A 25,420-nucleotide genomic window follows, 5' to 3' on the forward strand; every position below is an offset into this window, starting at 1 on the left:
CTGAATGACGACAGTTGACATTGACGCAACGTCAACTTCTATCGTGGAGGTATTCACACGGAAGAGAAGGAAGGAGGCGCACATGAACACCGAGGAATGGTCGATCCAGGAGATCGCCCGCATCGCGGGAACGACGAGCCGCACGCTACGTCACTACGACGACATCGGGCTGCTCGCGCCGACGCGCATCGCATCGAACGGCTACCGGCACTACGACGGGCGGGCGCTGGTGCGCCTGCAGCGCATCCTGCTGCTGAGGGAACTCGGACTCGGCCTGCCGCAGATCGCCGAGGTGCTCGATGCGGCGCCGGGTGCGCATGCCCCCGGGACTGCCCGCGCCTCGGCTGAGGCATCCGCCCTCGAGACCCACCTCGCGCTCCTGCGCGAGGAACAGAACCGGTTGGCGCGACAGATCGCGTCGGTCCGATCCACCATCGACGCATTGAGAGGAGGTGAAGAACTCATGGCAGAGAACATGTTCGACGGCTTCGACCACACCCGCTACAAGGAGGAGGTCGAGGAGCGCTGGGGCAAGAAGGCCTACCGCGACAGCGACAGCTGGTGGCGGGGGATGACGGATGCCGAGCGCGCCGACTGGCAGCAGCGCGTGTCCGACCTCGGGCGCGACTGGATCGCCGCCGCCGAGAGCGGCACGGATCCCGCATCCGCCCCGGCACAGGACATCGCCCGCCGCCACGTCGAGTGGCTCACGGGCATCCCCGGCACACCGGCCGCGTTTCCGGGAGGCGACGTGAAGGCGTACGTGATCGGTCTCGGCGAGATGTATGTCGCCGACCCGCGTTTCGGCGCCAACTACGCCACCTCCGACGGAGGAACCCGCGGCGCGGAGTTCGTGCGTGACGCGCTCCGCATCTACGCAGACGGCAACCTGTAGGCCGTTGCCTCGCTCCGGTCGCGATATGTCAGCTGAATCCGCTGGGAGAGCTGTCATATCGCGACTGGAACAAGGGGTATACGAACCGTCGGGCGCGAACGGAACGAGGGGGTGTACCGAACCGTCGGGTGCGACGCAAGGGGGCGATCGAGGGGCGGGCCCGGGCGTAGGGTCAGGGCATGGCCCACCGCCGCAGACGCACTGACGCTTCGCCGCTGTTCGCCGCGGCCGCGATCGCGTACGCCGCGAACGTCGCGCTCGGCTCGGCTGTCGCCGCGAGGCTCATCGACACGAGCGGCTTCCGGTGGCTGCACCACGCGATCTACATCGCCACCTGCGCGACCTCGGCCGCCGCGTTCTCCGCGATCTTCTGGGGCACGCCGCGGGAAGCGAGTCGCCGGGCGGCACTCGCACTCGCACCGGCCGCCCTCCCACTCGCAGCGATTCCGTATCTCGGCACGCACGGCCGACGGCATCCGCTCGTGGCCCTCGCGGCCGCCCCCTTCATCGTCGCGGGCCTCATCTGCGCGCGCCTCGCCACCGACCGGAAGTGACCGCATGGAACTGCTCGACGCCATCCGCCGCCGCAAGACCACGAACGGGCCCTTCCTGCCCGATCCCGTCTCCGAGGAGCACCAGCGCATCCTGTTGGAGGCAGCGGGCCGGGCGCCGTCGCAGCTGAACAGCCAGCCGTGGCGCTTCGTGGTGATCGAGAACCGCGACACGATCGATCAGATCGCGTCGATCTCGGGCGAGAGCATGACCGAGGCGATGTCGAACGGCACGTTCTTCGAGCGGTACAAGCCGTACTTCCGCTTCAGTCAGGCCGAGATGGACGAGAAGCGCAACGGGATGCTGTTCGACAAGCTCCCCGCGGCGCTGCGCCCGTTCACGAGCCAGGTCTTCACCAAGCGTGGGCAGACCCTGATGAACACGTTCGGGGTGCCGAAGACGCTCGGCGCCGAGAATCGCAAACTGGTTGCCGGTTCGCCACTGCTGCTGGGCGTGATGCTCGACCGCAGCGAGTATCGGCCGGGGCAGCTGTCGTCGTTCTACTCGGTGTTCAGCATGGGCGCGGCGATGGAGAACATCTGGCTCAGCACGGTCGAGCTCGGCATGGGCATCCAGTTCATCTCGTTCCCGATGGAGGTGCCGGGGCGGTGGGACGAGATCGTGCGGCTTCTGCACGTGCCCGACGAGCTCGAGCTGATGGCCGTCTACCGACTCGGCTATCTGCCGCCCGAGCAGCGCCGGCCCGCGATCGACTGGTCGAGCAGCCAGCGTCGGCTCGCCTCGCAGTACGTGTTCCGTGAGAGCTGCGAGACGCCGCAGCAGGGATGGGATGCTCCGCTCGGGTGAGCGCCGTCACTGTCGAACGTTGTCAGCGTCGACCGGCGCGGGGGAGCTCCTTCAGATCGCGCAGGGCGGGCCCTTCGATGCGGGTGCCGTCGGGGCTGAAGCGCGAGGCGTGCAGGGGGCAGTCCCACGAGCAGTCGGCGTCGTTCCACTCCAGCACCCCGCCCAGGTGCGGGCAGACCGCGTCGACCGCACGCGTGACCCCGTCGACCGTCGAGATCGCGACCGGGAGCCCCGCACGGTTGGCCACGATTCCCTCGCCCTCTTCGGGTTGAGGAACCGGCACCGAACGGGACTCGGCGTCGGCCCATCCCGAGGTCAGTGCCGCCGCGACCTTGCCACCCTCGGTCGCTCCGCGCACGAGGTCGGCGGGAACCGTGAGGCGCGTGGCGAAGGCGTTCATCCACCCGGGGCGGTCGTTCCACCTCGTGCCGAGGATCTCGGCCGTGAGGCGCATGGCGGCGGCCGGCGCATTCGACAGCCCCCACTTCGCATAGCCCGTGGCGAAGCGGATGCGACCGAGGCCGCGCGGCATCGCGCCCACGAACGGGATGAGGTTGTGCGGCTCGTAGTCCTGCGCCGCCCATCGATGCGTCTCCTCCGCCCCGGGGAAGTGCGCGTGGGTCCACGAGACGAGGTCGTCGACCGCAGCCTTCTCGCTCTCCGATCGGCCGACCGGGTGTCCGTTGCCGCCGACGATGAGCCGCGCGCCGGCCGGGCCATCGGCATCGGTGATCGAGCGGATCGAGCGCGTCGGACCGTCGACCGAGAGGAACGTCTCCTGCGGCACCTCGCCGGGTACTCGGAACGAGACGCAGTACGAGCGCAGTCCGCGGATCTTGGCGAAGTAGAGGCCCCGGTCGAGGATCGGACTACCCGTGGCGATGACGATGTGCCGCGCGAACAGCGGGCCGTCGTTCGTCTCGACGCGGGTGTCTGGCAGCGCATGAGCGCCGGTGACGCGCACGCCCGTGTGCAGCGTCCCGCCCGCCGACACCAGCTCCTCGGCCAGCGCCCGCGCCACGCGCACGGGGTCGATCGCGACCTGATCGTCGAGAGCCACCGCCCCGGCGACCGGGAACGGCATCGGTTCGAGATCGCCGGGGACCAGCATCCGCACCGGGAGGCCGGCGTCCTGCGCGGCGTCATGTTGAGCCCGCAGTGTCTCGAGGCCCGCTCGCCCCTGCGCGTACGAGTGGTCGGCGCGGCGCGTGTAGGAAACGCCCGCGGTGTCGGCGAAGGCGGTCAGCCATTCCAGCCCCGCGCGGTTCGCCTCGACGTAGGCGCGCACGAGGGAGGCGGGATGATGCTCGCTGATCTCGGCGAGGCGCTTGCCCTGCAGCAGGGAGACCTTGCCGGTGTTGGCTCCGGTCGCGAGCTGGGCGACCTCGCCGGATTCGATCACGGCCACATCGACCCCGGCGCGGGTGAGCATGACGGCCGTCGTGAGTCCGGTGATGCCTGCCCCGACGACGACGACCTCGTGGTGCGCGCCCGGTTCGAAGGGCGAGCCGAGGGGAAGGGGAGCATCGGTCTTCCAGAGGGACTTCATACCGACAGTCAACGCCGCCGGCGCCGCCGATCCCACGGCCTTGACATCGGCCCGGCGCACTGGCAGACGAGCCTTCGAGCCCGGGGCGAGGACTACAGTGGCGAACGTGAATCCCCGCCGCCTGCTGCTCGTCGTCGCGGGCGGAACGATCGGCACGGCGGCCCGGCTCGCGCTGGGACTCGTCGTTCCGGATGCCGGCGGCTTCCCGCTTGCGGTCTTCCTCGCGAACATCCTCGGTGCGCTGCTGATCGGTGTTCTCGCCGCCCGTCTTCCCGCCTCCGCCGACCTGCGCCTGCTGCTGGGCACCGGGGTGCTCGGCGGTTTCACCACCTACAGCTCGTTCATGACCGGCACGATCGCACTATGGACGGATGCGCCGGTCCTCGCGTGCGCCTATGCGGGTGCGAGCCTCGCGCTCGGCCTCGCCGCCGCCGCGCTCGGCCTGCGGTGGGGCCGGCCACGAGCACGTTCCGGGACGGTCTCGTGAGCCCGCTGCTGTTCGCCGCCGCCGCGCTCGCCGGGGGAGTCGGGGCGCTTCTCCGCTACCTGGCAGACGTCGGTGTCGCGCGTCTCGCCGGACGGCGCTTCCCCTGGGGCATCCTGCTCGTGAACATCTCCGGGTCGTTCGCCCTCGGTGTGGTCACGACGGCGTTGCCGGATGCCGCCTTCGTCGTAGGCGCCGGTCTGCTCGGCGGCTACACGACGTTCAGCACCGCGATGCTCGACACCGTCGCACTGTGGCGCGACGGTGAGCGCGGAGCATCCGTCTTCAATGCCATCGGGATGCTGCTGCTCGGGCTGCTCGCCGCCGGGCTCGGCCTCGCTGTGGGCGCTGCGTTCTGAGCCCACCGCGTCTCTGAGCGCACCGTATTTCTGAGGGGCGCCGCGCAGGGCTGTCTTTCAGCTTCGGCGTGCAAAATGTACAAACGTACATGTACAGCCGTTCGGGAGGGCTCATGGGGGAAGCGACGCGTCGTCGACGTGACCCTGAGGCGCGCCGTCGCGAGATCCTCACCGCGGCCGCCGAGCTGATCGTCGAGGTCGGCGCCGACGCTCTCACGCACCGTCTCGTGGCCGCCCGCGCCGGCGTGCCTCTCGGCGCGACCACGCAGTACTTCGACACGCTCGACGATCTGCGCTCCGCCGCCTTCGGTGTGCTCGCAGCCGAGGTCGACGCCCGGCTCGACGGTGTGCGTCAGACCCTCGAACAGCGCGGCGTGACACCGGCCGTCATCGCCGCCCTCGTCTCCGAGGGCCTCGACGACCACCACGCCGTGCAGGCCGACCGTGCCGTCGTGACCGCGGCCGTGCACGATCCCCGCCTGCGTGAACTCGCCCGCCACCTCTCCGACCAGTTGGTGGATTTCCTCGAGCCGACCTATGGCGCCGACCGTGCCCGAGCGACGATGATCTTCATCGACGGTGTCATGTGGAGCACGCAGATCCGCGACAACCGCCTCGACCAGCCCTTCATCGAGACCGCACTGGCGCGGATCCTCGGAGACTCACCCTCCGCCCCATCCGCAGCGCCGTCCGCACCCTGAACCGAGGAACACGCCTTGTCGAATCTCGCCGTCCTGAGCCTGAAGAACCGCGCGCTCATCGCCCTCATCACGATCGTCGCCGCGATCTTCGGTGGACTCGCGCTGACGAACCTCAAGCAGGAGCTCATCCCTTCGCTGGAGCTTCCCAACCTCGTCGTCATGACGACGTACCCGGGCGCCTCGCCCGAGGTCGTCGAGAACGACGTGTCGACCCCGATCGAGGCCGCCATCCAGGGCGTCCCCGGGCTCGAGGGCACCACGGCGACGAGCACGACCAACGCCTCGATCGTGCAGGCCACCTTCGCGTACGGCACCAATCTCGCCACAGCCGAGCAGAAGATCCAGCAGTCGATCAACCGCATCTCCTCGCAGCTGCCCGACGACGTCACGCCGCAGGTGCTGACCGTCTCGATCGACGACTTCCCGGTGATCCAGGTGGCGGTGACCGGCTTCGACGACGCCGAGAACGCCCAGGCCGAGCTCGAGACCGTCGCGATCCCCGACCTGGAAGACGTCGACGGTGTCAACGCCGCCCAGATCGTCGGTGGCATCGGCCAGCGCATCAGCATCACCCCCGACGTCGCGAAGCTCGCCGCCGAGGGGCAGAGCACCCAGGCGATCAGCTCGGCGCTGCAGCAGAACGGCACGCTCTTCCCCGGTGGTGACATCACGCAGGACGGCGAGACCCTCACCGTGCAGACCGGCGCGAAGATCACCTCGGTCGACGAGATCGCCGCACTCCCGATCGTCGGCACCACGCTCACCATCGGCGACGTCGCCACGGTCGTGCAGCAGTCGGATCCCATCTCGTCGATCTCGCGTGTCGACGGCAAGGACGCGCTGTCGATCTCGATCACCAAGCTCCCCGCCGCGAACACGGTCGAGGTGTCGCAGGGCGTGATCGCCGCGCTCGACGAGATCGGCAAGGCGTTCCCGGATGCCGAGTTCACGATCATCTTCGACCAGGCGCCCTTCATCCAGCAGTCGATCGAGACGCTCGCGACCGAGGGTCTTCTCGGCCTGGTGTTCGCGGTGGTCGTCATCCTGGTGTTCCTGCTCTCGATCCGCTCGACCCTGGTGACGGCGATCTCCATCCCCACCTCGGTGCTGATCACGTTCATCGGACTCCAGGCCTTCGGCTACTCGCTGAACGTGCTGACCCTCGGTGCGCTCACGATCGCGATCGGACGCGTGGTCGATGACTCGATCGTCGTGATCGAGAACATCAAGAGGCACTACGTCGGGGATGCCGACAAGGGCGATGCGATCCGCCTCGCCGTGCGCGAGGTCGCCATGGCGATCACCGCATCGACCATCACGACGGTCGCGGTCTTCCTGCCGATCGTCTTCGTCGGCGACATGGTCGGCGAGCTGTTCCGACCGTTCGCGATGACCGTGACGATCGCCATGGTCGCCTCGCTGCTGGTCGCGCTGACGATCGTGCCGGTGCTGGCGTACTGGTTCCTGCGCCCGGGCAAGGAGCTGCTCGACGAGGACGGGAACGCGATCGATCCCGAGCACCAGGACGCCCCGCCCACACGTCTGCAGAGCGCGTACCGTCCGATCCTCGGGTGGACGCTCAAGCACTCCGGCATCACCGTCATCCTCGCGGTGGTCGTGCTCGGTGCCACGCTCGCCGCGGCACCGCTGATGAAGCTCAACTTCCTCAGCGACACCGGCCAGAACACCATGACCGTGACGCAGGACCTCGGCCCGTCCGCGAGCCTGCAGGCGAAGTCGGATGCCGCCGTGGCGGTGGAGGACGCGCTGCTCGACATCGACGGCATCGACCACGTGCAGGCGTCGATCGGATCGAGCGGCTCCGCGCTGCGCGACGCGTTCTCCGGTGGGGCCGGCATCACCTACTCGGTGCTGACCGACGGCGACGCCGATCAGGAGAAACTGCGCGCCGAGGTGCAGGACGCGATCGACGGGCTCGGCGACGATGTCGGCGAGGTGTCTGTCGCGGCATCCGCCGGGTTCGGATCGAGCGACATCGAGATCTCGGTGTCTGCACCGAACGCCGACGACCTGACCACGGCCACATCGGCCGTCGTCGATGAACTCGACGGACGCGCCGGGGTGGGTCAGGTCACCGACAACCTCGCCGCGGCACTGCCGTACATCGCCGTGGTCGTCGACCGTGAGGCCGCCGCCCAGCGCGGGCTGTCGGAGGTCGCTGTCGGATCGATCGTGTCGAACACGATGCGACCGCAGCAGCTCGGATCCGTCGAGATCGACGACACCGCCCTGACCGTCTACCTCGTGACGCCCGAGCCGCCCACCACGGTCGACGCGCTCAAGACGCTGTCGATCCCGACCCCGCTCGGCGTCGTGCAGCTGCAGGACATCGCGACCGTCGAACAGCGCAACGGACCGACCTCGATCACGACCGAGCAGGGCCGCCGTACCGCGACGATCACGGTGCCCCCGGCATCCGACAACCTCGCCACGGCGACCCAGTCGGTGAACGAGGCGCTCGCCGCGGCGGATCTGCCCGACGGCGCATCGGCCGAGGTCGGCGGTGTCGCCTCGCAGCAGGCCGACTCGTTCTCGCAGCTGGGCCTCGCGATGCTCGCGGCGATCCTGATCGTCTACGTGGTCATGGTCGCGGTGTTCAAGTCGCTGCGTCAGCCGCTGCTGCTGCTCGTCTCGGTGCCGTTCGCGGCGACCGGCGCGATCCTGCTGCAGATCGTCACGGGCGTGCCGCTCGGTGTCGCCTCGCTGATCGGTGTGCTGATGCTCATCGGCATCGTGGTGACCAACGCCATCGTGCTCGTCGACCTCGTCAACCAGTATCGAGAGAAGGGGCTGTCGACCGCGGATGCGGTGATGGCCGGTGGCGAGAAGCGTCTGCGGCCGATCCTCATGACCGCGCTGGCGACGATCTTCGCGCTGACGCCGATGGCGCTGGGCATCACCGGTCACGGCGGCTTCATCTCGCAGCCGCTCGCCATCGTCGTGATCGGTGGACTGATCTCGTCGACCGTGCTGACGCTGATCGTGCTGCCGACGCTGTACAACCTGGTCGAGGGCGCGAAGGAGAGGCGCCGGGCTCGCAAGGCCGGTGGCTCCGATGCGCCTGTGCTCGTCGGTGCGGGTGCGGGTGCCGGTGCGGATGCGGCCGTCGCGGCCGTGCCGGGCGCGCAGTCGGACGCGTCGGCAGAGGCGCATCAGCTGACGCGTCGCGAGCTGCGCGAGCGCGGCGAGTAGTCAGCCGCTCCACAACTCCGGAGATCCGTGCGGACCGAACCCCGGTCCGCACGGATCTCGCTGTGTGCACCAGGCTCGGGCCGCAGATCTCCGGAGTTGTGGAATCCGCGCGACGGGAATCAGTCGAGCGTGATGCCCCAGCGCAGGGTCCACGTCTCGCCCGGTTCGAGGCGGCGCACGCCCAGCCCGCTGTTGAACGCATCGGCGGGGGCCGTCATGGGTTCGATCGCGACCGCGAGCGACTGGCCGGGATAGCGCGGAGTCGTGTAGACCTGCACGAAGTCGAAGCCCTCGGCCTGCCACAGGCTGACGCGGCGACCGTCCGGCGCCGTGAGCGAATGCCGCACCAGACCGTCGGCATCGCGGACGAGGTCGGTGAAGCCGGTGTCGAGGGTCGCGTCGCCGAGTCGGATGCCGTCGCGGAGAGCCTGCGGTGCCGGCGCGGTGCCGGTCGGGAGCATCCGATCGTCGGTCTCGAACTGCGTCGCGGCCGGCACACGCAGCACCAGATCCTCGGGGTCGACGTCACCGATCGTGACGAAGGGGTGGGTGCCGAGCGCGACCGGCGCCGCGGCATCCGATCGGTTGGTGAGCGTGTGTGTCACCTCGATGCCGTCGACCGTGAGCACATACGTCACGGCCGTCTCGATCAGGTAGGGGTAGCCGGTCTGCGGCACGATGGTCGCGCTGAGCGTGGCGGCCGACTCCGTCTGCGCGATCTCGTAGGCCGTGAAGCGGAGCAGGCCGTGGCTGGCATTCGAGAGCTTCGGTTCGGTGATCGCGAGCCGTCGCGGTGTGCCGTCATCGCTCCACTGCCCGTCGCGCACACGATTCGGCCAGGGCGCGAGCACGACCCCGGAGCAGGAGGGCGTCGGCAGGTCGAGCGGATACGGGGGCACGAGGTCGACACCACCGATGCGCAACGACCGCAGAGATGCGCCGACCTGGGCGATCTGGGCGCTGGCCTCGCCGAGCTGGAGGGCGATCTGGGTGCCGGTGGGGGATGCGGTACTCACTCCGTCATCGTAGGCGCCGGGCACTCTCTCAGGCGAGTCGGCTAAACTTGTGGGGTCGGCTTCGGACACCCGCGCAGTGCGTGGACGTTTTATGTGTGTGAAGTGTGAGTCCAGGGGCCGATGGTGAGCGTCCATCGACGCACATGAACCATCACATGAATGGCCCCGGCTCCTCCCAACCGGTCCCCTGAGAAACTGACTCAGGGTGTGCGCGTGCGCGCAGCGCTGTTCTCGTGCGAGAACGAAAGATACTTCCTCATGCCTAAGAGCAAGAAGCCCCAGGGCGGACGAGCCGCCCGCAACTTCGAACCACGTTACGGTGCGAACAAGACCTCCTTCCACGATCGTCACCACGGTGCGCCCGCGCGTGACGCCGAACGCTCCGACCGCGGCGGACGCGCCGACTCCGGCGAACGACGCAGCGCTCCCGCAGCGGGTGGCTACGACCGTCGTCCCGGCAGCCGCAGCGCCGGCCACCGCGGATACCGCCCGGCCGAGGCCGAGTCCGGCGCACCCAAGCAGCGCTGGAACGCGCAGGAGCGCGCGGGCCGTGACGAGGCGCGCAGCATCCGCAACCGCGCCGAGTCGGGTCGTCGCGAGGCGCCGCACCACCGCGGCGACGAGCGTCCCCGTCGTGACGACCGCGGCGCCCAGCGCCCCACCGGTCCGGGCACGTACCGCGACGACCGTGGCGGACAGCGCTTCGGCCGCGACGAGCGCAACTCGGGCGGCGACCAGCGTCGGGGCTTCCTCGACGGCGATCACCGCTCGGGCGACAGCGCCCGTCGTGACGACCGTGGCGGTCAGCGCTTCGACCGCAGCGACCGCCCCGAGCGTTCGTACGACGCCGACCGCGCACGCCGCGCGTTCGACCGCGACCGCACGCAGCGCTCCTTCGACGGCGGGCGCGACGAGCGTCCTCGCACGGGTGACCGCACCGAGCGTCCGCGGTACGACCGCGATGCGCGCCCGACGGGTGCCGGAGCGCGTTCACGTGATGACCGCAGCCGTCCGTCGACCGGAGGCGCATACCGCTCGGACCGCGTGCGTCCGCTGACCTCGGACACCCGTGGTCGCCCGGCGCGCAACGACCGTCCGAGCCGTGACAACTGGAACGCCAAGCCGGAGTCGTACTCGTCGTCCGCGAAGAAGTTCGAGCCGGGCGAAGACGTCGTGCACGATCGCCTCGAGGCGAAGTCCGTCGCCGCTGTCGAGGTCGACGGTGTGACCTTCGCCGACCTCGGGTTGGGCTCGAACATCGTCGAGACACTCGCCGGCATGGGCGCGGCATCGCCGTTCGCCATTCAGGCCGCCAGCATCCCCGCCGTGCTCGAAGGGCGCGACGTGCTCGCGCGTGGACGCACCGGCTCGGGCAAGACCATCGCATTCGGTGCACCGCTCGTCGAGCGTGTGCTGCAGTCGCAGGCCGGCAAGCGCCGCGAGTTCGGTCGCTCCCCGCGGGCGATCATCCTCGCGCCGACCCGTGAGCTCGCACTGCAGATCGACCGGACGATCCAGCCGATCGCCCGCAGCGTGGGTCTGTTCACCACGCAGATCTACGGCGGCGTGCCCCAGGGCCGTCAGGTCGGAGCGCTCAAGAAGGGCGTCGACATCGTGATCGGTACCCCCGGTCGCGTCGAGGACCTGATCAACCAGGGCAAGCTCGACCTCTCGGACTGCCGCATCGCGGTGCTCGACGAGGCCGACCACATGTGCGAGCTCGGGTTCGTCGAGCCCGTGCAGCGCATCCTGCGTCACACGGCCGACGGCAGCCAGAAGCTGCTCTTCTCGGCGACGCTCGACCGCGAGGTCGCAGCACTCGTCGATGAATTCCTCGTGGACCCCGCGGTCTTCGAGGTCGCCGGGGAGGACCAGGGCTCGAGCACCATCGAGCACCGTGTGCTCGTGATCGAGCACCGCGACAAGGCCGACATCCTCACGTCGCTGGTCGATCGCGAGGGCAAGACGCTCGTCTTCGCCCGCACCCGCGCCTACGCCGACATGTTGGCCGAGCAGTTCGACGACGCCGGCATCCCGGCCGTCTCGCTGCACGGTGACCTGAACCAGGCCAAGCGCACGCGCAACCTGGAGCGTCTCACCTCGGGCCGCGTGAACGTGCTGGTCGCCACCGACGTCGCCGCCCGTGGCATCCACGTCGACGACATCGACCTGGTCGTGCAGGCTGATGCGCCGGACGAGTACAAGACGTACCTGCACCGCTCCGGCCGCACCGGCCGTGCCGGTCGTTCGGGTCGTGTCGTCACGCTGATCACGCGTCAGCGCCAGCGTCGGATGACCGAGATGCTCGATCGCGCCGAGATCGACGCCCCGTTCGAGCACGCCCGCGTGAACGACGACATCATCGAGGAGATCACCGGTCGCATGCCGACCGCCGCGCAGCTCACCAACTGATCGAGCTGATCGAGCGCACGATGTGACCCCGGAGAGTGCCGGGTCGGATACTTCCGGCCCGGCACTCTTCTTCTGTGTTCATGACTCTGCGTTGTTCATGGCTCGGCGGCGTTCATAGCTCTGCGGCGTTCATAACTCCGGAGAAACGTGGCCGAACTACCCCGGTAACCGCTTTCGCAGGGGTTTTCGGCCAGGTTTTGAGGAGTTATGAACGGGCAGATCCGGGCAGAGCCGGAGAGACGGCGGGCGGGCGGGCGGCCCGGCGCGGTCAGGGGAGTTCGTGCGTGTGCACGGCTGACGTCAGCATCGTGCCGTTCAGGTCGAGGTACAGCGTCTGCTCGGTGAGGGTGAGCGTCACGGTGTTGCGGCGCTCCAGCAGCGGCACGGCCGACTCGATGAAGCCGGGGTCGAAGCTGAAGACGCGGATGGCCTCGGACCGGTGGATGCGCTTGCCCTGCCACGGCGCCATCACCTTCGCCGGGTCGCGGTGGGTGTACACGACGGTGCGCTCGGCGAGACGGCTGCCGTAGTGCAGGCGCTCGGCGTCGGGGGCACCGATCTCGATCCAGGCCGTGATCTGGCCGGTGAGATCGCGCACGAGCACCGCCGGTTCGTCGGTCTTGGAGATGCCCTCGCTGAACGCGATGCCCTCGGTGTACTCCAGGCCATAGGCCAACAGGCGCGTGACCATGTACGCGTCGGTCTCGGACGGATGCCGCGCAGCGCGCAGCGAGAAGTCTTCGTAGACACCACGATCCATGTCGGCGAGTTGGACGTCGAACGTGTGGATGGTGGAGCCGATAGCCATAACCGAGAAGCCTACGCGGCTGACGGCATGCGCCGGTTCAGAAGCGCTTCGCGGTGGAGCGGCGCGGCGCCTGCGCCTGGCCCCCCAATAGCGCCATGCCGATCAGCACGAGCGATGCCCCGAGCGCCGCTGCGCCGACGACGGCGATCGTCGTGCCACCCCCCTGGGGGAGGGCGGTGCCGAATACTGTGGCGGCGAGACCACCGAGGAACAACAGGGCGACGTATCCGCGGAACATGCTTTCAACCTAGTACGCGGCTGACGGCGCGGGCCGGTTCAGAAGAGCATCGGTTGCGGGGCCGGAGTGGATGCCGCCGCCGACGTGAACTGCACCGGGCGCACACGCTGCGGGTAGTCGTCTTCGTGGCGTCCGTCGAGCCCGTGTGCCCGGATCAGCGGACGGGCGCGTTTGGCGAGCCATTGCCGATAAGGCTTGGGGGCTTCGGCGGCCGCGCCGGGATACAGGCCGCGGTAGGACGAGACGAGGTCGGGCCGAGCCTCTCCCAGCCACTGGAAGAACCAGGGCTTGACCCCGGCTCGCAGGTGCAGGGCGCCGTAGATCACGGTGCGCGCGCCGGCCGCCTTGATCCGCGTCAGGGCGGCGTCGATCGCGGCGAGGGAGTCGGTCATGTGCGGCATGATCGGCATCAGGAACACGGTCACGCGGAATCCGGCATCCGCCAGCGCCCGCACGGTGTCGAGTCGTGCCTGCGTGGTCGGGGTTCCCGGTTCGATGGACTTCTGCAGCTCGTCGTCGTACATCGCGATCGACATCTGCACATCGATGGGCACGCGCTGGGATGCCTTCACGAGCAGCGGGATGTCGCGCCGGATCAGCGTGCCCTTCGTGAGGATCGAGATCGGAGTGCCGGATGCCGCGAGCGTCTCGATGATGCCCGGCATCAGCTTGTACCGGCCCTCGGCCCGCTGATACGGGTCGGTGTTGGTGCCCAGCGCCACGGTCTCGTGCTGCCAGCTGCCGCGGCGCAGCTCCTTCTCGAGCACCTCGACCACGTTGACCTTCACCACGATCTGCGAGTCGAAGTCCGCACCGCCGTCGAGGTCGAGATACTCGTGTGTCCCGCGGGCGAAGCAGTAGGTGCAGGCATGCGAACATCCACGGTAGGGGTTGATCGTCCAGGCGAAGGGCATGCGTGAGGCGCCGGGCACGTGGTTCAGCGCCGACTTCGACAGCACCTCGTGGAAGGTCATGCCGGCGAACTCGGGGGTGGTCACCGTGCGGAGAACGCTGCTGCGCTCTTCGAGTCCGGGCAGCGCCGCGGCATCCACATCTCCGACCTTCTGTCCTTGCCACCGCATGCAGCAATTCGAACAAAAAGACGAATGCTTGTCAACCTGGAATAGAAACTAAATACGAGAGAAGGAAGTCAGGAGAACGTCGCATCCAGCGCGGCATCCAGGTCTACGAGCAGGTCATCGACATCCTCGAGGCCCACCGACAGGCGTAGGTGCCCGAACTTCTGGAAGGGCTCCGGATAGGTCGCCACACGCCCGCCCTCGGTGCCGGTGTGCACGATGAGTGAGTCGTCGTGTCCGAGGGAGAAGCCCGATGTGATCAGCCGCAAGTTCGCCACGAACCGGTTCTGCACATCCGGCGACCCCTTCACCGCGAACGCCATCATGCCGCCGAAACCGCGTCCGCCGAACTGGCGCACTGCGAGTTCGTGGTCGGCGTGGGATTCGAGCCCAGGGAATGAGATGTACTCCACACGGGGGTCGGCGTCGAGCATCTCGGCGATGTGGATCGCCGAGGAGAAGTGCTGCCGCAGGCGCAGGGGGAGCGTCACGGTGCCGCGCTGGATCTGCCAGGCGTTGAACGGCGAGATGATGCCGCCGACGTCGACCATCGCATCCGCCTTGATGGGTTCGATCAGGTCGCGACGCCCGGCGACCGATCCTCCCATCGCGTCACCGTGTCCGTTCAGGTACTTGGTGAGGGAGTGCACCACCAGGTCGGCGCCGTGCGCGATGGGGCGGTAGAACGGCGGGGGCGAGAAGGTGGAGTCGACCATCAGGATGGCGCCGACCGTGTGGGCGATCTCGGCGATCGTCGCGACGTCGGCCACCTTGGTCGTGGGGTTCGCGATCGCCTCGATGCAGACCAGTCGCGTCTCGGGGCGCATGGCAGCGCGCACCGCATCGAGGTCGCTGATGTCGACGAAGGTCGCTTCGAGTCCGTATCGCTGGGGGAGCAGCTCTGTCCACAGTCGCCAGGTCGCCTCGTAGACCACATCGCTCACGACGACGTGGTCGCCGAAGCGCACGTGCGTGAAGAAGACCGCGTGCAGGGCGGCCACTCCGGAGGCGAGGGCAACGGCATCCTCGGCGCCGTCGAGAGCGGCGAGCTTCTGCTCCAGTGCGGCCTGGTTCACCCCGGTGTTGCGGGTGTAGAGCCCCGGCGCGGTCGCAGACCAACTGATCTCGCTGGGATCGTCCGGCAGCTGGTACGAGTTCGCCATCACGAGCGGGGTGCGCAGTGCCATGGTCGAGTCGAGCTGGTTGCCTGCGTGCACGGCCAGGCTGAGGTCGGACAGCGTGTGCAGGTCCTTGCGATCGGGGCGAGCGCGCATGGTGACTCCTTCGTTCTGCACCGAGTTCATTCTGACCGGGTGCCAATCTCCACTCTAGAGTGCATAATAGACACACGCAATTGTCAATGTTGCACCACATGAGAACGGGCATCGGAGGTCTCGATGGAGCGGCTTCACCTCGATCAGATCGATCGGAGCATCCTCGCAGCGCTCACGGAAGACGCCAGGGTGCCGCTGGTCACCCTTGCCGCCCAGGTGCATCTGTCACGGAACGCCGTGAAGCAAAGGATGGACCGGATGGAGCGTCAGGGCGTGATCGCCGGCTACACGGTCATGCCCGGTCGTGCCGGCGCGTCCCCGGTGTCGGCGATCGTGATGGTCTACCGCAGCGACCGGATGCGCGGGGGCGGCGTGATCGCCGAGATCTCGCAGATCCCCGAGGTGCGCCGCTGTGACGTGATGTCGGGCGACTTCGACCTGCTGGTGACGCTCGAGGCGGAATCGATGGACCGCATCGGCGAGATCTGGGAGATGCTCGCCGCGGTGCCCGGCGTCGCGAACACGGTGACGGCCGTGTCGCTCACGCGCGTGATCGATCGCGCCTGAGATCTCGGCACGAGAGCCTCGGGGAGGGGCGGGGCATCCCCCAAGGATCCCCGCCCCTCCCCGAGGAGTCTTCAGGTGGTGATGCAGGTGACCTTCGGCTGCGTCATCTCCTCGTACGCGAAGCGCACGCCTTCACGGCCCATGCTCCCGTACTTCGACCCGCCGAACGGCATGCTGTCGATGCGGTAGTCGGACGAGTCGTTGATCATCACGCCGCCGGCATCCAGCGCCTCGGAGACGCGCAGTGCGCGGGCGAGATCGGCAGTGAAGGCCCCCGCATGCAGCGCGTAGTCGATGCTGTTCGCCTCGGCCACCGCCTCCTGCTCGGTGTCGAACGGGGTGAGCACGACGACGGGCGCGAACGCTTCTTCGCTCCAGAGTTCGCACGCGAGCGACACGTTCTCAACAGCGGTCGGCCAGTACACGGAGCCCTCTCGGCGGTGTCCGGCGAGCACGCGTGCTCCGGAGCGCACGGCATCGTCGACCACCCGCTCTGCGCGCTCGGCTGCGGCCTCCGAGATCATCGGTCCGACATCGGTGGCAGCATCCGTGGGGTCGCCGGCGCGCAACGTCGAGGTGCGTGCGGCGAAGCGATCGCGGAACTCGTCGTACACCGAGCGCTCGATCAGAATGCGCTGCGCGCCGACGCAGTTCTGCCCCGCGGCCCAGAACGCCCCGGACGCGCAGGCCTCGACGGCGGCCGGGATGTCGGCGTCCGCGAACACCAGCACGGGGGCGTTGCCGCCGAGCTCCATCGCGAGCTTCTTGAGCCCGGCGGTGCGGGCGATCGCCTCACCGGTCGCGAATCCGCCGGTGAACGACACCATGCGGATGTCGCGCACGGCCACGAGCGCCTGCGCCACGTGGCGGTCGCCGTGCACCATCGTGATGATCTCGTCCGGCAGTCCGGCCTCGAGCAGCACCTCGACCAGGAACCGGGCGGTCAGCGGAGTGAACTGCGAGGGCTTGAGGATCACCGCATTCCCGCCGGCGATCGCCGGTCCGAGCTTGTGGGCCACCAGGTTGAGCGCGTCGTTGTAGGGCGTGATCGCGAGGATCACTCCCAGCGGCTCCCTGGTGTACCACCCACGTCGATTCGCCGATCCCTCGTAGGCGTCGAACGGGATGACTTCGCCGTCGAACGCACGGGCCGTCTCGGCCGACAGTGAGATCGTGGTCAGTGCACGCCGCACCTCCTTGCGTGCCTGAGTGATGGTCTTGCCGGCTTCGCGCACGATGAGCGTCGCGGCTTCTTCCGCGCGACCTTCGAGGATTCGGGCGGCGCGGTCCAGGATGCGATGGCGCTCGAACCGCGAGAGCTGGCGGGAGAGCGACGCGCCGAGTCGGGCGCGCGCCATGATCTCGTCGACGTCGTCGACCGTGTTCTGCGCCAGGCGGGCGATGACCTCTCCGGTGTACGGGTCGCGCACCTCGAGCTGCGCGGATGCGGAGGTGGGCGCCTCCATCGTCGCGACGCTCACCGCACGGCTCCGGCGTACGACTTCTGGTGGGCGTCGATCGCGATGATGTCAGAGAGCAGTGCGTATGCGGTCTCGATGCGACCGGCACCGGGGCCGGACATCGTGACGGTGCCGAGCAGGTCGGTCGTGAACGCGACGGCGTTCGTGGCGCCGGAGATGCCGGCGAGCGGGTGGTCTGCGTCCAGCGAGAGCGGCTCCACGGATGCCGTGACGGTGCCGGACTCGTCGCGCGAGACCGTGCCGATCAGTTTCCAATGCTCACCGGCTGCAGCGGCCGCGATCACGTCGCTCGCGGTGATGCCGCTGATGCCGGTGCGGGGCACATCAGCCGTCGTGAGGTCTGCGCCGAGGAGTTCGTTCGCCAGGATGACGACCTTCAGCTGCACGTCGGAGCCTTCGATGTCGGCGGTGGGGTCGGCCTCGGCGTATCCGAGCGCCTGCGCCTCGGCGACGGCATCCTCGAGCGACTTGCCGCCCTCCATCTGGCCGAGCACGAAGTTGCTGGTGCCGTTCAGGATGCCCTGGATGCGCGAGATGCGCAGGCCCTTGAGTGTCTCGCCCGCCAGACGGAGCACGGGCGTTCCGCTCATGACGGAGCCTTCGTACTCGAAGCGCGCGCCGTTCTCCTCGGCCAGGCGGTTGAGCGCGGCGCCGGCGAGCGCGACCGGCCCCTTGTTGGTGGTGGTGACGCTCTTGCCGCTTTCGAGGGCCGCACGCACATGCGAGATCGCGGGCTCGCCGTCGATAGGGTTCGTGAACGTCGCCTCTGAGATGACGTCGGCGGTGGTGTGGCGGATCACGTAGTCGTTGCGGGGCTCTGCGTCGCCGCCCGGCATCCCGGCGAATGTCTCTGTACCGGTCATCGCGAGGGCGGCGTCGAGGTCGATGCCGTCGCTCTGCATGAGGGAGCCGAGGCGGAGGTCGGTGATCGCGACGACCCGCAGGACGAAGCCGAGGTCGTCGGCGAGCGCGGCACCGCGGTCGCGGATGATCTCGGCGAGGGCGCGATTGACGCCTCCGAAGCCGATGAGGGCGAGGTCGTGGTGAGTCACCGGGGTTCTCCTTCTGTGGGTGGGATGTCGCCGGCGGCATCGCCGAGCGGACACGGATCCATCCTCAGCGGCGGTGATGTCCGTGCGCGCCTGGCAGAACGGCAGTGGATCGTGCCGGAATGGCAGCGCCGCAGCCGGATCGTCTGCCGTGTCTGCGGCGGTCACGAATCCGCCGCCGACCCCTTGTGGAGGGGATCGCCAGCGGGGTAGTGTCCCGGCATCCGACCAAGTAATGCGTCATTGGCACACAGATGTGAATATGATGCACATATCAACCCGATTGAGAGCTCCGATGACGCCTCTTCCCGGGGAGAAATCCCTCCCCAACGTCTTGCCGAACACGACGGCCACGCAAGTGCCGCTCCGCCGCCTCCAGCGCACGATGGATGCCAGACACCTGATCATGATCGCGCTCGGCGGGGTGATCGGCTCCGGCCTGTTCCTCAGCTCCGGCTACACGATCTCGCAGGCAGGTCCCCTCGGCGCGATCGTCGCGTACCTGATCGGCGCCTTCGTCGTCTACCTCGTCATGGCCTGCCTCGGCGAGCTCGCCATCGCCTACCCGGTATCCGGCGCCTTCCACATCTACGCCGCGCGCTCGATCGGGCCGGCGACCGGATTCACGACCGCCTGGCTGTACTGGCTCTGCTGGGTCGTCGCCCTGGGATCGGAGTTCACGGCCGCGGGCATCCTGATGCAGCGCTGGTTCCCCGGAGTCCCCGTATGGCTGTGGTGCCTGATCTTCGCGTCGGTGCTGTTCCTGCTGAACGCGATCTCGGCCCGCGTGTTCGGCGAGGCGGAGTTCTGGTTCTCACTCGTCAAGGTCGTCGCGATCGTCGCCCTGATCGTGCTCGGTGGTGCGGCCATCTTCGGCTTCACGCCGTTGTCGACCGAGTCCTCACCCGCCATCCTCTTCAGCAACTTCGAGACGCCGGGCGGCCTGTTCCCGAACGGCTTCAGCGGCGTGATCGTCACCGCGCTCGCGGTCTTCTACGCCTTCAGCGGCTCGGAGCTCATCGGGGTCGCCGCTGGCGAGACCAAGGACCCGGCCAAGAACATCCCCAAGGCGCTGCGCTCGACCGTGCTGCGACTCGTCGTGCTCTTCGTCGGTGCCATCGCCGTGATCGCCGCGATCCTGCCCTACGACCAGGCCAGCGTCACCAGCAGCCCCTTCGTCGACGTCTTCCAGTACGTGGGAGTGCCCTACGCGCCCGACATCATGAACTTCGTGATCATCACCGCGCTGCTCTCCGCCGGCAACAGCGGACTCTTCTCGTGCGCACGCATGCTGTTCTCGCTCGCGGAGGAGGGCCACGCGCCGAAGGCGTTCACGCGCCTCACGAAGCGGGGAGTGCCGCTCATCGCCCTCAGCGTCAGCATCCTGATCGGTCTGGTCTCGCTGGTCACCAGCGTGGTCGCGGCCGGCACCGTGTACCTCGTGCTGGTCTCCATCGCCGGATTCGCGGTCGTCGCCGTATGGATGTCGATCGTCGCCTCGCAGTTCTTCCACCGGCGCAAGTTCGTGCGTGAAGGGGGGCGGGTGCAGGACCTCGCGTACCGGACCCCGCTCTACCCCGCGCTGCCGATCGTCGCCTTCTCGCTGCTGCTGATCTCGATCATCGCGATCGCGTTCGACCCGAACCAGGTCGCTGCCCTCTACTTCGGGGTGCCGTTCGTCGGCCTCTGCTACCTCTACTTCTGGTGGCGGCACGGGCGCAAGGGCACGCGCAACGACCTCGTGCAGAACCACGAAGCCGCACCCGTCGACGCGTGACGAATCCCGTGTCCGCGGGCGGATGGGTGGAGATCGACCGGAGTGCGATCGCCCACAACATCCGCACGATCCGCGCAGAACTCGGCGACCAGGTCGAGTTCTGCGCGGTCGTGAAGGCCGACGCCTACGGGCACGGGATCGACATCGTGACGCCGCTGCTCGCGGCGCAGCAGGTCGGCATCATCGGGATCGCCTCGAACGATGATGCCGCGGCCGTGCGCGGAGGTGGCTTCACCGGCCGGCTGATGCGGGTGCGCCCCGCGGGCCGGGACGAGATCGACGACGCCATCCGCTTCGGCATCGAGGAGTGGATCGGCGGCGTCGAGCATGCGGGCATCATCAGCGCCGTCGCCGCGGCGCGTGGCATCCGCATCCCGGTGCACCTCTCGCTCAACTCGACCGGACTCGGCCGGGACGGGATCGAGGTGGGTGACGTCGGGGGCGTGCGCGCGGCGCGCGCCGTGCGCACGGATCCGCACCTCGAGGTCGTGGGGGTCTGCTCTCACTTCCCCTGCGAAGACGAGGCGGATGTCATCGCGGGGAGCCGCACGTTCGACGCGCAATCCCGCGCTGTGCTCGGCGGCGATGTCGCAGCCGCCGCCGTGATCGACAGTCGCTCGGGCGAGACGATGATCGCGCGGCACTGCGCGACGACCTACGCGGCATTGCACGTGCCGGAGTCCCGGTTCGACCTGGCGCGTATCGGAGCGGCGCTCTATGGAGACACCGATGCGCTGGGCGGTGTTCTGCGCCCGGCGATGCGCGTGGTGTCGCGCATCGCCGCGATCAACTCCTACGCGGGCGGCAGCACAGTGGGATACGACCGCTGGCACCGGCTCGACGCGGATGCGCGCCTGGCGCTCATCCCACTCGGGTACGCCGACGGCTTCCACCGAAGCCTCAGCGGCACCGGAGAGGTGCTCATCCGTGGGCAGCGGGCACGCATCGTGGACCGCATCGCGATGAACAGCTTCCTGGTCGACGTCTCGCACATCTCCGGCGCGGCACCCGCTGACGAGGTCGTGCTCTTCGGGGCTCAGGGTGACCAGGTGATCACCTCCGTGGATGTCGATCGCGCGCACGGCAGCATCGCCGCAGATCTCTACGTCGCGTGGGGACGGCTGCTCCCTCGCCGCACCGTGAGTGCCGCCGGCGCCTCCGGATAGGATGACCGTGGTCTCGAGTCGCAGAAGAGGGGGTGTCGCGGTGGCTTCCTCCTCACTCGTGCAGGGCCTGAGTCTTCTCGACGCGGCTGTCGCGCAGGAACGTCGCGCGCGACCGGGGCTCAACGCCTCCCGCCTCTCCGAGCACACCGAGATCGAACGCAGCCGCGTCTCGCGTCTCACGCAGGAGCTGCGGGCGCGACAGTTCCTCACCAGAGACGACGACGCGCTGTTCTCGGCAGGACCTGCGTTCTTCGGCACGGCCGCCGTGCTCAACGCGGAGTGGCTACGGGCCGCCCGGGTCGCCCTGCGCGCGCTCGCCGCGCAGCTCGGAGTGAACGCGCTGATCACGGTCGCCGACGGTGCGCGGGGCGTGCTGCTGCGGTACGAGAGATCGAGGGACGGGTCCGATCGCTCCATCCGTGAGGGGCTGGTGACACCGATCTGGTGCACGGGCGCTGGTCGTGCGCTGCTGTGGGATCACACGCCCGAGCAGCTGGAAGCACTGCTCGACGACGTGCAGTTCATCGGCGTCGGTGGACCGACCGCCGCGCGTTCGACCGACGATGTGCGCGCGATGCAGGTGCGCGACATCGCCGACGGCCTGATCTCGGCGTCCGAGGAGTACGACGAGGGCATCGACGAGTTCGCTCTTCCGATCCGCCGCGGTGGTGCGGTCATCGCGTCGCTCGCGGTACGAGGGCGGCACAGGTCGAAAGGGGCGACGAAAGAGACGCGTGCTCTGCTCGCCCAGTTCGCTCGTGAGCTGACGGCCGCAGCCGACGGCGCCTGACGATCGGCCGGTTGGCCGTTCGGCGGGCGGTGTTCAGTCAGTGGCGGAGGCGGGAGCGCCGAGCTGCCGCGACAGGGCGCCGGCTGCGCGCGCGCAAGCCTCCCCGCACTCCGCGGTGCGCGCCTGGATCTCCGCACGGGTTCCCACCACCTGTACCGCCCCGACGACCTCGCCGCGGAAATCCCACACGGGCGCGGCCACCGAGTACAGCCCCGGTTCCGCCTCCTGATCGACGATCGTGTAACCGCGCCGCCGGTCCTCGTCGAGCCGTGCCAGGAAGTCGTCGACCGACACCGGTGTGTTCGGCCCCTGGGGGGAGAATTCGGTTGCGGCGAAGATCGCACGCACCTCCGCCGCCGAGGCATCCCACAGGGCGGCGCGTCCGGCATCGCTGCAGTAAGCGGGGTACGCGCGGCCGATCCAGGATCCGATCATGCGAGAATCCGTCGGCAGGCTCTCGAGCGTCGTCAGCGTCGTGTCGCCCTGCAGCACGCTCAGGAACGTGGCCTCGCCGAGGTGCGCGGAGAGTTGCTCCAGCACGGCGAGCCCTTGTGTGCGCAGGCGTTGCGCTGTCAACTCCTGGGCGGCGGCATACCAGCCCCAGGCGAGGGTGAACGAGCGGTCGGGGTGTCGCTCGACGAGTCCGGAACGGTCGAGGGTCGCCAGGGTGCGCGACACCTGCGAGCGCTCGCGGCCGAGTGCGCGAGCGATCTCACCGACGGTGGTCCGGTGGCCGTCCCTGATCAGCGCGGCGAGCGTGGTGAGCACGTCGAGACCACGGCCCATGCTGCTCGACGGCGCAGGGGCTTCGGGGGCGGACGGCATGAATCGAGGCTACCGGTGCGGTCGCCACGGTGGTGTCATCCGCGCGGACGGGAGACAATGGAGCAATGCCCTTCTCGCCGCACGCTCAGCATGCGGCCCCGCGCTCCCCGATCCGGGGGCCTGCGCTGCCGGTCGGTCTCGCGGTGACGGCGCTCGGCATGATGTTCTCCTTGGGGTCGGCGCAGATCGAGCCGCCGTCGACGGTGACGATCCCTGAGCCGGCGGCCGCGATGCAGGTGCCGTCGGTGCAGGTCGGATCGGCCACCGCCGTCGACCCGTGCACGGACGCGTCGGTGCAGAAGGCGCTGGGCGCGGGAGACGACGCCGCGGTGATCGCGGGCTTCGGTGGGGGAGTGAGTTTCCGCGATGCGGTCGTCGCCGGCAACGCGCCCTGTATCTCGCTCAGTGATCCTGCGCGGATCTGGGTCGTCGTGAACAAGGCCCGTCCGCTGGAGCCCGCGGACTACGCCCCGGCGACCCTCGGTGACGTGCCGCTGCAGATGACGACCCTCTCCGGTGAGGTGCGGGCGGATGTCGCGGCGGCCGTCGGCGAGATGGCCGGCGGCGCATCCGATGCGGGTGTCGGTCGGGTCGGCGCGAACAACGGTTACCGCTCCTACGGCCTGCAGGTCACGACCTACGACGCGCACGTGCGTTCGCAGGGCCAGGAGGATGCCGACGCGGGGTCGGCGCGTCCGGGGCACAGCGAGCACCAGACCGGGCTCGCCCTCGACGTCGTGGCGTGCGATGCGCAGTGCGGCGGCCTCGACGGGTTCGGCGCGACCGCTCAGAGTGCGTGGGTGGCGGAGCATGCGTGGGAGTACGGATTCGTGGTGCGCTACGAGGACTCCGGCACGGCGGTGACCGGTTACGCGCCCGAGCCGTGGCACCTGCGGTACATCGGCGTCGACCTCGCCGCGGCGTATCACGACGGCGGATTCCACACGCTCGAGGAGTTCTTCGGGCTCCCCGCGGCACCCGACTACACGCACTGATCCCGGCCGCTCGGCCTCGTTTGCGGCATCCGACAATCGCGGTACCCAGTCTCACTGTCTGTGGGATGCATTCTCACAATGGCCTGTCTTCGCGACCGCCGGCGACATAGACTTCCGGGAGCAAAGACGCACGAGACGTTCAGGAGGACGCGATGGAACGCGACATCTACGAAGAGGATCACGAGGCTTTCCGCGACCTCGTCAAGGATTTCGTCAAGCGCTACGTGACGAACGAGGCGATCGAGCGCTGGGACGCCGCCGGCGAGGTCGACCGCGACACGATGCGCGCCGCAGGCGAGGCCGGGATCATCGGCCTGTCGGTCCCCGAGGAGTTCGGTGGCGCCGGGATGCTGCAGGACTACCGCTTCCGTGCGGTCGTGAACGAGGAGATCATCGCGGCCGGTGCCGGTTCGCTCGCAGGCGCGTTCGGCATCCAGGACGACCTCGCCGTTCCGTACCTCGTGCACATGGGCACGCAGGAGCAGAAGGAGAAGTGGCTGCCCCGCATGGCCACCGGCGAGGTCATCGGCGCGCTCGCCATGACCGAGCCCGGAGCCGGGTCCGACCTCCGCGGCATCAAGACCACCGCGAAGAAGACCGACGGCGGCTACATCGTCAACGGCGCCAAGACCTTCATCTCGTCGGGCGCGACCGCCGACCTCGTGGTCACCTTCGTCAAGACCGGCGAGGGCAACCGCCCCGACGCGTTCAGCCTGGTGCTGATCGAGAACGGGATGGAGGGCTTCGACCACGGCAAGAAGCTGCACAAGATGGGCTTCCAGGGTCACGACACCGCCGAGCTCTCGTTCAGCGACGTGTTCGTGCCCGACGAGAACCTCATCGGCGGTTCCGAGGGCAAGGGCTTCGTGCAGCTCATGATGAACCTGCCGCTCGAGCGGCTGTCGATCGGTGTCGCCGGTGCCGCCGCCGCGCAGGCCGCTCTCACGTGGACCGTCGCTTACACGAAGGACCGTGAGGCCTTCGGTGAGCGGATCATCGACTTCCAGAACACCCGTTTCAAGATCGCCGACATGGCCACCACGGTCGACGCGCTCTGGGCATACATCGACCGCGCACTGCTCGCCTATTCGCAGGGCAAGCTGTCGGCCGAAGAGGCCGCGAAGGTCAAGTTCTGGGCGACGGAGCGCGAGTGGGAGGTGCTCGACACCGGCGTGCAGCTGCACGGCGGCTACGGGTACATCACGGAGTATCCGATCGCCCGCGCCTTCCTCGACGCCCGCGTGCACCGCATCTACGGCGGCACGAACGAGATCATGCGCGAGATCGTCGGACGGCAGATCGCCGGCAAGCGGTAGGGGCTCGGCGCGCGGGCTCGTATCTCAGCCGGGCGCGCACAGCTTCGGAGATGAACGGCGACACGCC

Annotated in this window: 23 protein-coding genes; 14 read left to right on the forward strand and 9 right to left on the reverse strand. The window is 68.7% G+C overall.

Features of this window, described 5'->3' with window-relative positions; genetic code table 11:
• Positions 1-82: 82 nt before the first annotated feature.
• The 3 genes from P0Y60_03890 (at position 83) to P0Y60_03900 (ending at position 2,254) form a co-directional block, all read left to right on the forward strand.
• The gene (locus P0Y60_03890; protein WEK61907.1) at positions 83-895 is read left to right on the forward strand and encodes a MerR family transcriptional regulator; all 813 of its coding nucleotides are present in this window, start codon (positions 83-85) and stop codon (positions 893-895) included.
• 179 nt (positions 896-1,074) lie between these two features.
• Positions 1,075-1,449: a hypothetical protein gene (locus tag P0Y60_03895; protein ID WEK61908.1), complete on the forward strand. Its 375-nt coding sequence runs from the start codon at positions 1,075-1,077 to the stop codon at positions 1,447-1,449.
• A 4-nt stretch (positions 1,450-1,453) separates the two neighbouring features.
• Positions 1,454-2,254, forward strand: coding sequence for a nitroreductase family protein (locus P0Y60_03900; protein WEK61909.1), 801 nt, complete (start codon positions 1,454-1,456; stop codon positions 2,252-2,254).
• 22 nt (positions 2,255-2,276) lie between these two features.
• Here P0Y60_03900 and P0Y60_03905 read toward each other — a convergent pair whose 3' ends face one another.
• Entirely contained in the window at positions 2,277-3,959 is a 1,683-nt protein-coding gene (locus tag P0Y60_03905; GenBank protein WEK61910.1) for an FAD-dependent oxidoreductase, read from the reverse strand.
• Between P0Y60_03905 and P0Y60_03910 the strand changes: the two genes are divergently transcribed.
• The 4 genes from P0Y60_03910 (at position 3,910) to P0Y60_03925 (ending at position 8,560) form a co-directional block, all read left to right on the forward strand.
• Positions 3,910-4,290: a CrcB family protein gene (locus P0Y60_03910; GenBank protein WEK61911.1), complete on the forward strand. Its 381-nt coding sequence runs from the start codon at positions 3,910-3,912 to the stop codon at positions 4,288-4,290. The genes P0Y60_03905 and P0Y60_03910 overlap by 50 nt on opposite strands.
• Complete coding sequence (locus P0Y60_03915) at positions 4,287-4,646, forward strand: CrcB family protein (protein WEK61912.1); 360 nt, start codon at positions 4,287-4,289, stop codon at positions 4,644-4,646. Before P0Y60_03910 ends, P0Y60_03915 begins: the two co-directional genes overlap by 4 nt.
• Positions 4,647-4,735: 89 nt before the next feature.
• Entirely contained in the window at positions 4,736-5,347 is a 612-nt protein-coding gene (locus tag P0Y60_03920; GenBank protein ID WEK61913.1) for a TetR family transcriptional regulator, read from the forward strand.
• A gap of 15 nt (positions 5,348-5,362) precedes the next feature.
• Positions 5,363-8,560 (forward strand): efflux RND transporter permease subunit, encoded by a 3,198-nt coding sequence (locus P0Y60_03925; GenBank protein WEK61914.1) that lies wholly within the window; start codon positions 5,363-5,365, stop codon positions 8,558-8,560.
• 119 nt (positions 8,561-8,679) lie between these two features.
• Here the strand turns inward: P0Y60_03925 and P0Y60_03930 are convergent, their stop codons facing one another.
• Positions 8,680-9,576 (reverse strand): aldose 1-epimerase family protein, encoded by an 897-nt coding sequence (locus P0Y60_03930; protein ID WEK61915.1) that lies wholly within the window; start codon positions 9,574-9,576, stop codon positions 8,680-8,682.
• 258 nt (positions 9,577-9,834) lie between these two features.
• Here P0Y60_03930 and P0Y60_03935 point away from each other — a divergent pair, with 258 nt between their 5' ends.
• Entirely contained in the window at positions 9,835-11,988 is a 2,154-nt protein-coding gene (locus P0Y60_03935; protein ID WEK61916.1) for a DEAD/DEAH box helicase, read from the forward strand.
• A 268-nt stretch (positions 11,989-12,256) separates the two neighbouring features.
• Here P0Y60_03935 and P0Y60_03940 read toward each other — a convergent pair whose 3' ends face one another.
• The 4 genes from P0Y60_03940 to P0Y60_03955 form a co-directional block, all read right to left on the reverse strand.
• The gene (locus P0Y60_03940; GenBank protein ID WEK61917.1) at positions 12,257-12,796 is read right to left on the reverse strand and encodes a YaeQ family protein; all 540 of its coding nucleotides are present in this window, start codon (positions 12,794-12,796) and stop codon (positions 12,257-12,259) included.
• A gap of 37 nt (positions 12,797-12,833) precedes the next feature.
• On the reverse strand, positions 12,834-13,034 hold the full coding sequence (locus P0Y60_03945; GenBank protein ID WEK61918.1) for a hypothetical protein: 201 nt from the start codon (positions 13,032-13,034) through the stop codon (positions 12,834-12,836).
• Between the two features lie 38 nt (positions 13,035-13,072).
• The gene (locus P0Y60_03950; GenBank protein WEK61919.1) at positions 13,073-14,116 is read right to left on the reverse strand and encodes an Rv2578c family radical SAM protein; all 1,044 of its coding nucleotides are present in this window, start codon (positions 14,114-14,116) and stop codon (positions 13,073-13,075) included.
• Positions 14,117-14,184: 68 nt separating this feature from the next.
• Entirely contained in the window at positions 14,185-15,387 is a 1,203-nt protein-coding gene (locus P0Y60_03955; protein WEK61920.1) for an aminotransferase class V-fold PLP-dependent enzyme, read from the reverse strand.
• A gap of 123 nt (positions 15,388-15,510) precedes the next feature.
• Between P0Y60_03955 and P0Y60_03960 the strand changes: the two genes are divergently transcribed.
• Entirely contained in the window at positions 15,511-15,954 is a 444-nt protein-coding gene (locus P0Y60_03960) for an Lrp/AsnC family transcriptional regulator (GenBank protein ID WEK61921.1), read from the forward strand.
• Between the two features lie 71 nt (positions 15,955-16,025).
• Here P0Y60_03960 and P0Y60_03965 read toward each other — a convergent pair whose 3' ends face one another.
• Both P0Y60_03965 and P0Y60_03970 read right to left on the reverse strand, forming a co-directional pair.
• Positions 16,026-17,420, reverse strand: a complete 1,395-nt coding sequence (locus tag P0Y60_03965) for an aldehyde dehydrogenase family protein (GenBank protein WEK61922.1) — start codon at positions 17,418-17,420, stop codon at positions 16,026-16,028.
• Positions 17,421-17,431: 11 nt separating this feature from the next.
• Positions 17,432-18,487: a homoserine dehydrogenase gene (locus P0Y60_03970; GenBank protein WEK61923.1), complete on the reverse strand. Its 1,056-nt coding sequence runs from the start codon at positions 18,485-18,487 to the stop codon at positions 17,432-17,434.
• A gap of 292 nt (positions 18,488-18,779) precedes the next feature.
• Between P0Y60_03970 and P0Y60_03975 the strand changes: the two genes are divergently transcribed.
• From P0Y60_03975 to P0Y60_03985, 3 genes are read left to right on the forward strand one after another with little or no spacing between them, the layout of a single operon-like run.
• A complete protein-coding gene (locus P0Y60_03975) occupies positions 18,780-20,261 on the forward strand; it encodes an amino acid permease (protein ID WEK61924.1) in 1,482 nt (493 codons plus the stop codon).
• Positions 20,258-21,427 carry an alanine racemase gene (gene alr, locus P0Y60_03980; protein ID WEK61925.1) on the forward strand — a complete coding sequence of 390 codons (1,170 nt, stop codon included), beginning with the start codon at positions 20,258-20,260 and terminating at the stop codon, positions 21,425-21,427. Before P0Y60_03975 ends, alr begins: the two co-directional genes overlap by 4 nt.
• A gap of 40 nt (positions 21,428-21,467) precedes the next feature.
• The gene (locus P0Y60_03985; GenBank protein ID WEK61926.1) at positions 21,468-22,217 is read left to right on the forward strand and encodes an IclR family transcriptional regulator C-terminal domain-containing protein; all 750 of its coding nucleotides are present in this window, start codon (positions 21,468-21,470) and stop codon (positions 22,215-22,217) included.
• A gap of 33 nt (positions 22,218-22,250) precedes the next feature.
• On the opposite strand, the gene P0Y60_03990 is transcribed toward P0Y60_03985, so the two are convergent.
• A complete protein-coding gene (locus tag P0Y60_03990; protein ID WEK61927.1) occupies positions 22,251-23,042 on the reverse strand; it encodes an IclR family transcriptional regulator in 792 nt (263 codons plus the stop codon).
• Between the two features lie 65 nt (positions 23,043-23,107).
• Between P0Y60_03990 and P0Y60_03995 the strand changes: the two genes are divergently transcribed.
• Both P0Y60_03995 and P0Y60_04000 read left to right on the forward strand, forming a co-directional pair.
• Positions 23,108-24,037: a M15 family metallopeptidase gene (locus P0Y60_03995; protein ID WEK61928.1), complete on the forward strand. Its 930-nt coding sequence runs from the start codon at positions 23,108-23,110 to the stop codon at positions 24,035-24,037.
• 152 nt (positions 24,038-24,189) lie between these two features.
• Complete coding sequence (locus P0Y60_04000) at positions 24,190-25,353, forward strand: acyl-CoA dehydrogenase family protein (protein ID WEK61929.1); 1,164 nt, start codon at positions 24,190-24,192, stop codon at positions 25,351-25,353.
• Positions 25,354-25,420: the final 67 nt, after the last annotated feature.

Source organism: Candidatus Microbacterium colombiense, assembly GCA_029203165.1.
Classification (GTDB): domain Bacteria; phylum Actinomycetota; class Actinomycetes; order Actinomycetales; family Microbacteriaceae; genus Microbacterium; species Microbacterium colombiense.

Bases quoted from the DNA above. Each gene is read 5' to 3' on its own strand.
- P0Y60_03890 (WEK61907.1), top strand. From the start codon at position 83: ATGAACACCGAGGAATGGTCGATCCAGGAGATCGCCCGCATCGCGGGA.
- P0Y60_03895 (WEK61908.1), top strand. From the start codon at position 1,075: ATGGCCCACCGCCGCAGACGCACTGACGCTTCGCCGCTGTTCGCCGCG.
- P0Y60_03900 (WEK61909.1), top strand. From the start codon at position 1,454: ATGGAACTGCTCGACGCCATCCGCCGCCGCAAGACCACGAACGGGCCC.
- P0Y60_03920 (WEK61913.1), top strand. From the start codon at position 4,736: ATGTACAGCCGTTCGGGAGGGCTCATGGGGGAAGCGACGCGTCGTCGA.
- P0Y60_03935 (WEK61916.1), top strand. From the start codon at position 9,835: ATGCCTAAGAGCAAGAAGCCCCAGGGCGGACGAGCCGCCCGCAACTTC.
- P0Y60_03940 (WEK61917.1), bottom strand. From the start codon at position 12,796: ATGGCTATCGGCTCCACCATCCACACGTTCGACGTCCAACTCGCCGAC.
- P0Y60_03945 (WEK61918.1), bottom strand. From the start codon at position 13,034: ATGTTCCGCGGATACGTCGCCCTGTTGTTCCTCGGTGGTCTCGCCGCC.
- P0Y60_03950 (WEK61919.1), bottom strand. From the start codon at position 14,116: ATGCGGTGGCAAGGACAGAAGGTCGGAGATGTGGATGCCGCGGCGCTG.
- P0Y60_03955 (WEK61920.1), bottom strand. From the start codon at position 15,387: ATGCGCGCTCGCCCCGATCGCAAGGACCTGCACACGCTGTCCGACCTC.
- P0Y60_03960 (WEK61921.1), top strand. From the start codon at position 15,511: ATGGAGCGGCTTCACCTCGATCAGATCGATCGGAGCATCCTCGCAGCG.
- P0Y60_03965 (WEK61922.1), bottom strand. From the start codon at position 17,420: ATGGAGGCGCCCACCTCCGCATCCGCGCAGCTCGAGGTGCGCGACCCG.
- P0Y60_03975 (WEK61924.1), top strand. From the start codon at position 18,780: ATGACGCCTCTTCCCGGGGAGAAATCCCTCCCCAACGTCTTGCCGAAC.
- P0Y60_03990 (WEK61927.1), bottom strand. From the start codon at position 23,042: ATGCCGTCCGCCCCCGAAGCCCCTGCGCCGTCGAGCAGCATGGGCCGT.
- P0Y60_03995 (WEK61928.1), top strand. From the start codon at position 23,108: ATGCCCTTCTCGCCGCACGCTCAGCATGCGGCCCCGCGCTCCCCGATC.
- P0Y60_04000 (WEK61929.1), top strand. From the start codon at position 24,190: ATGGAACGCGACATCTACGAAGAGGATCACGAGGCTTTCCGCGACCTC.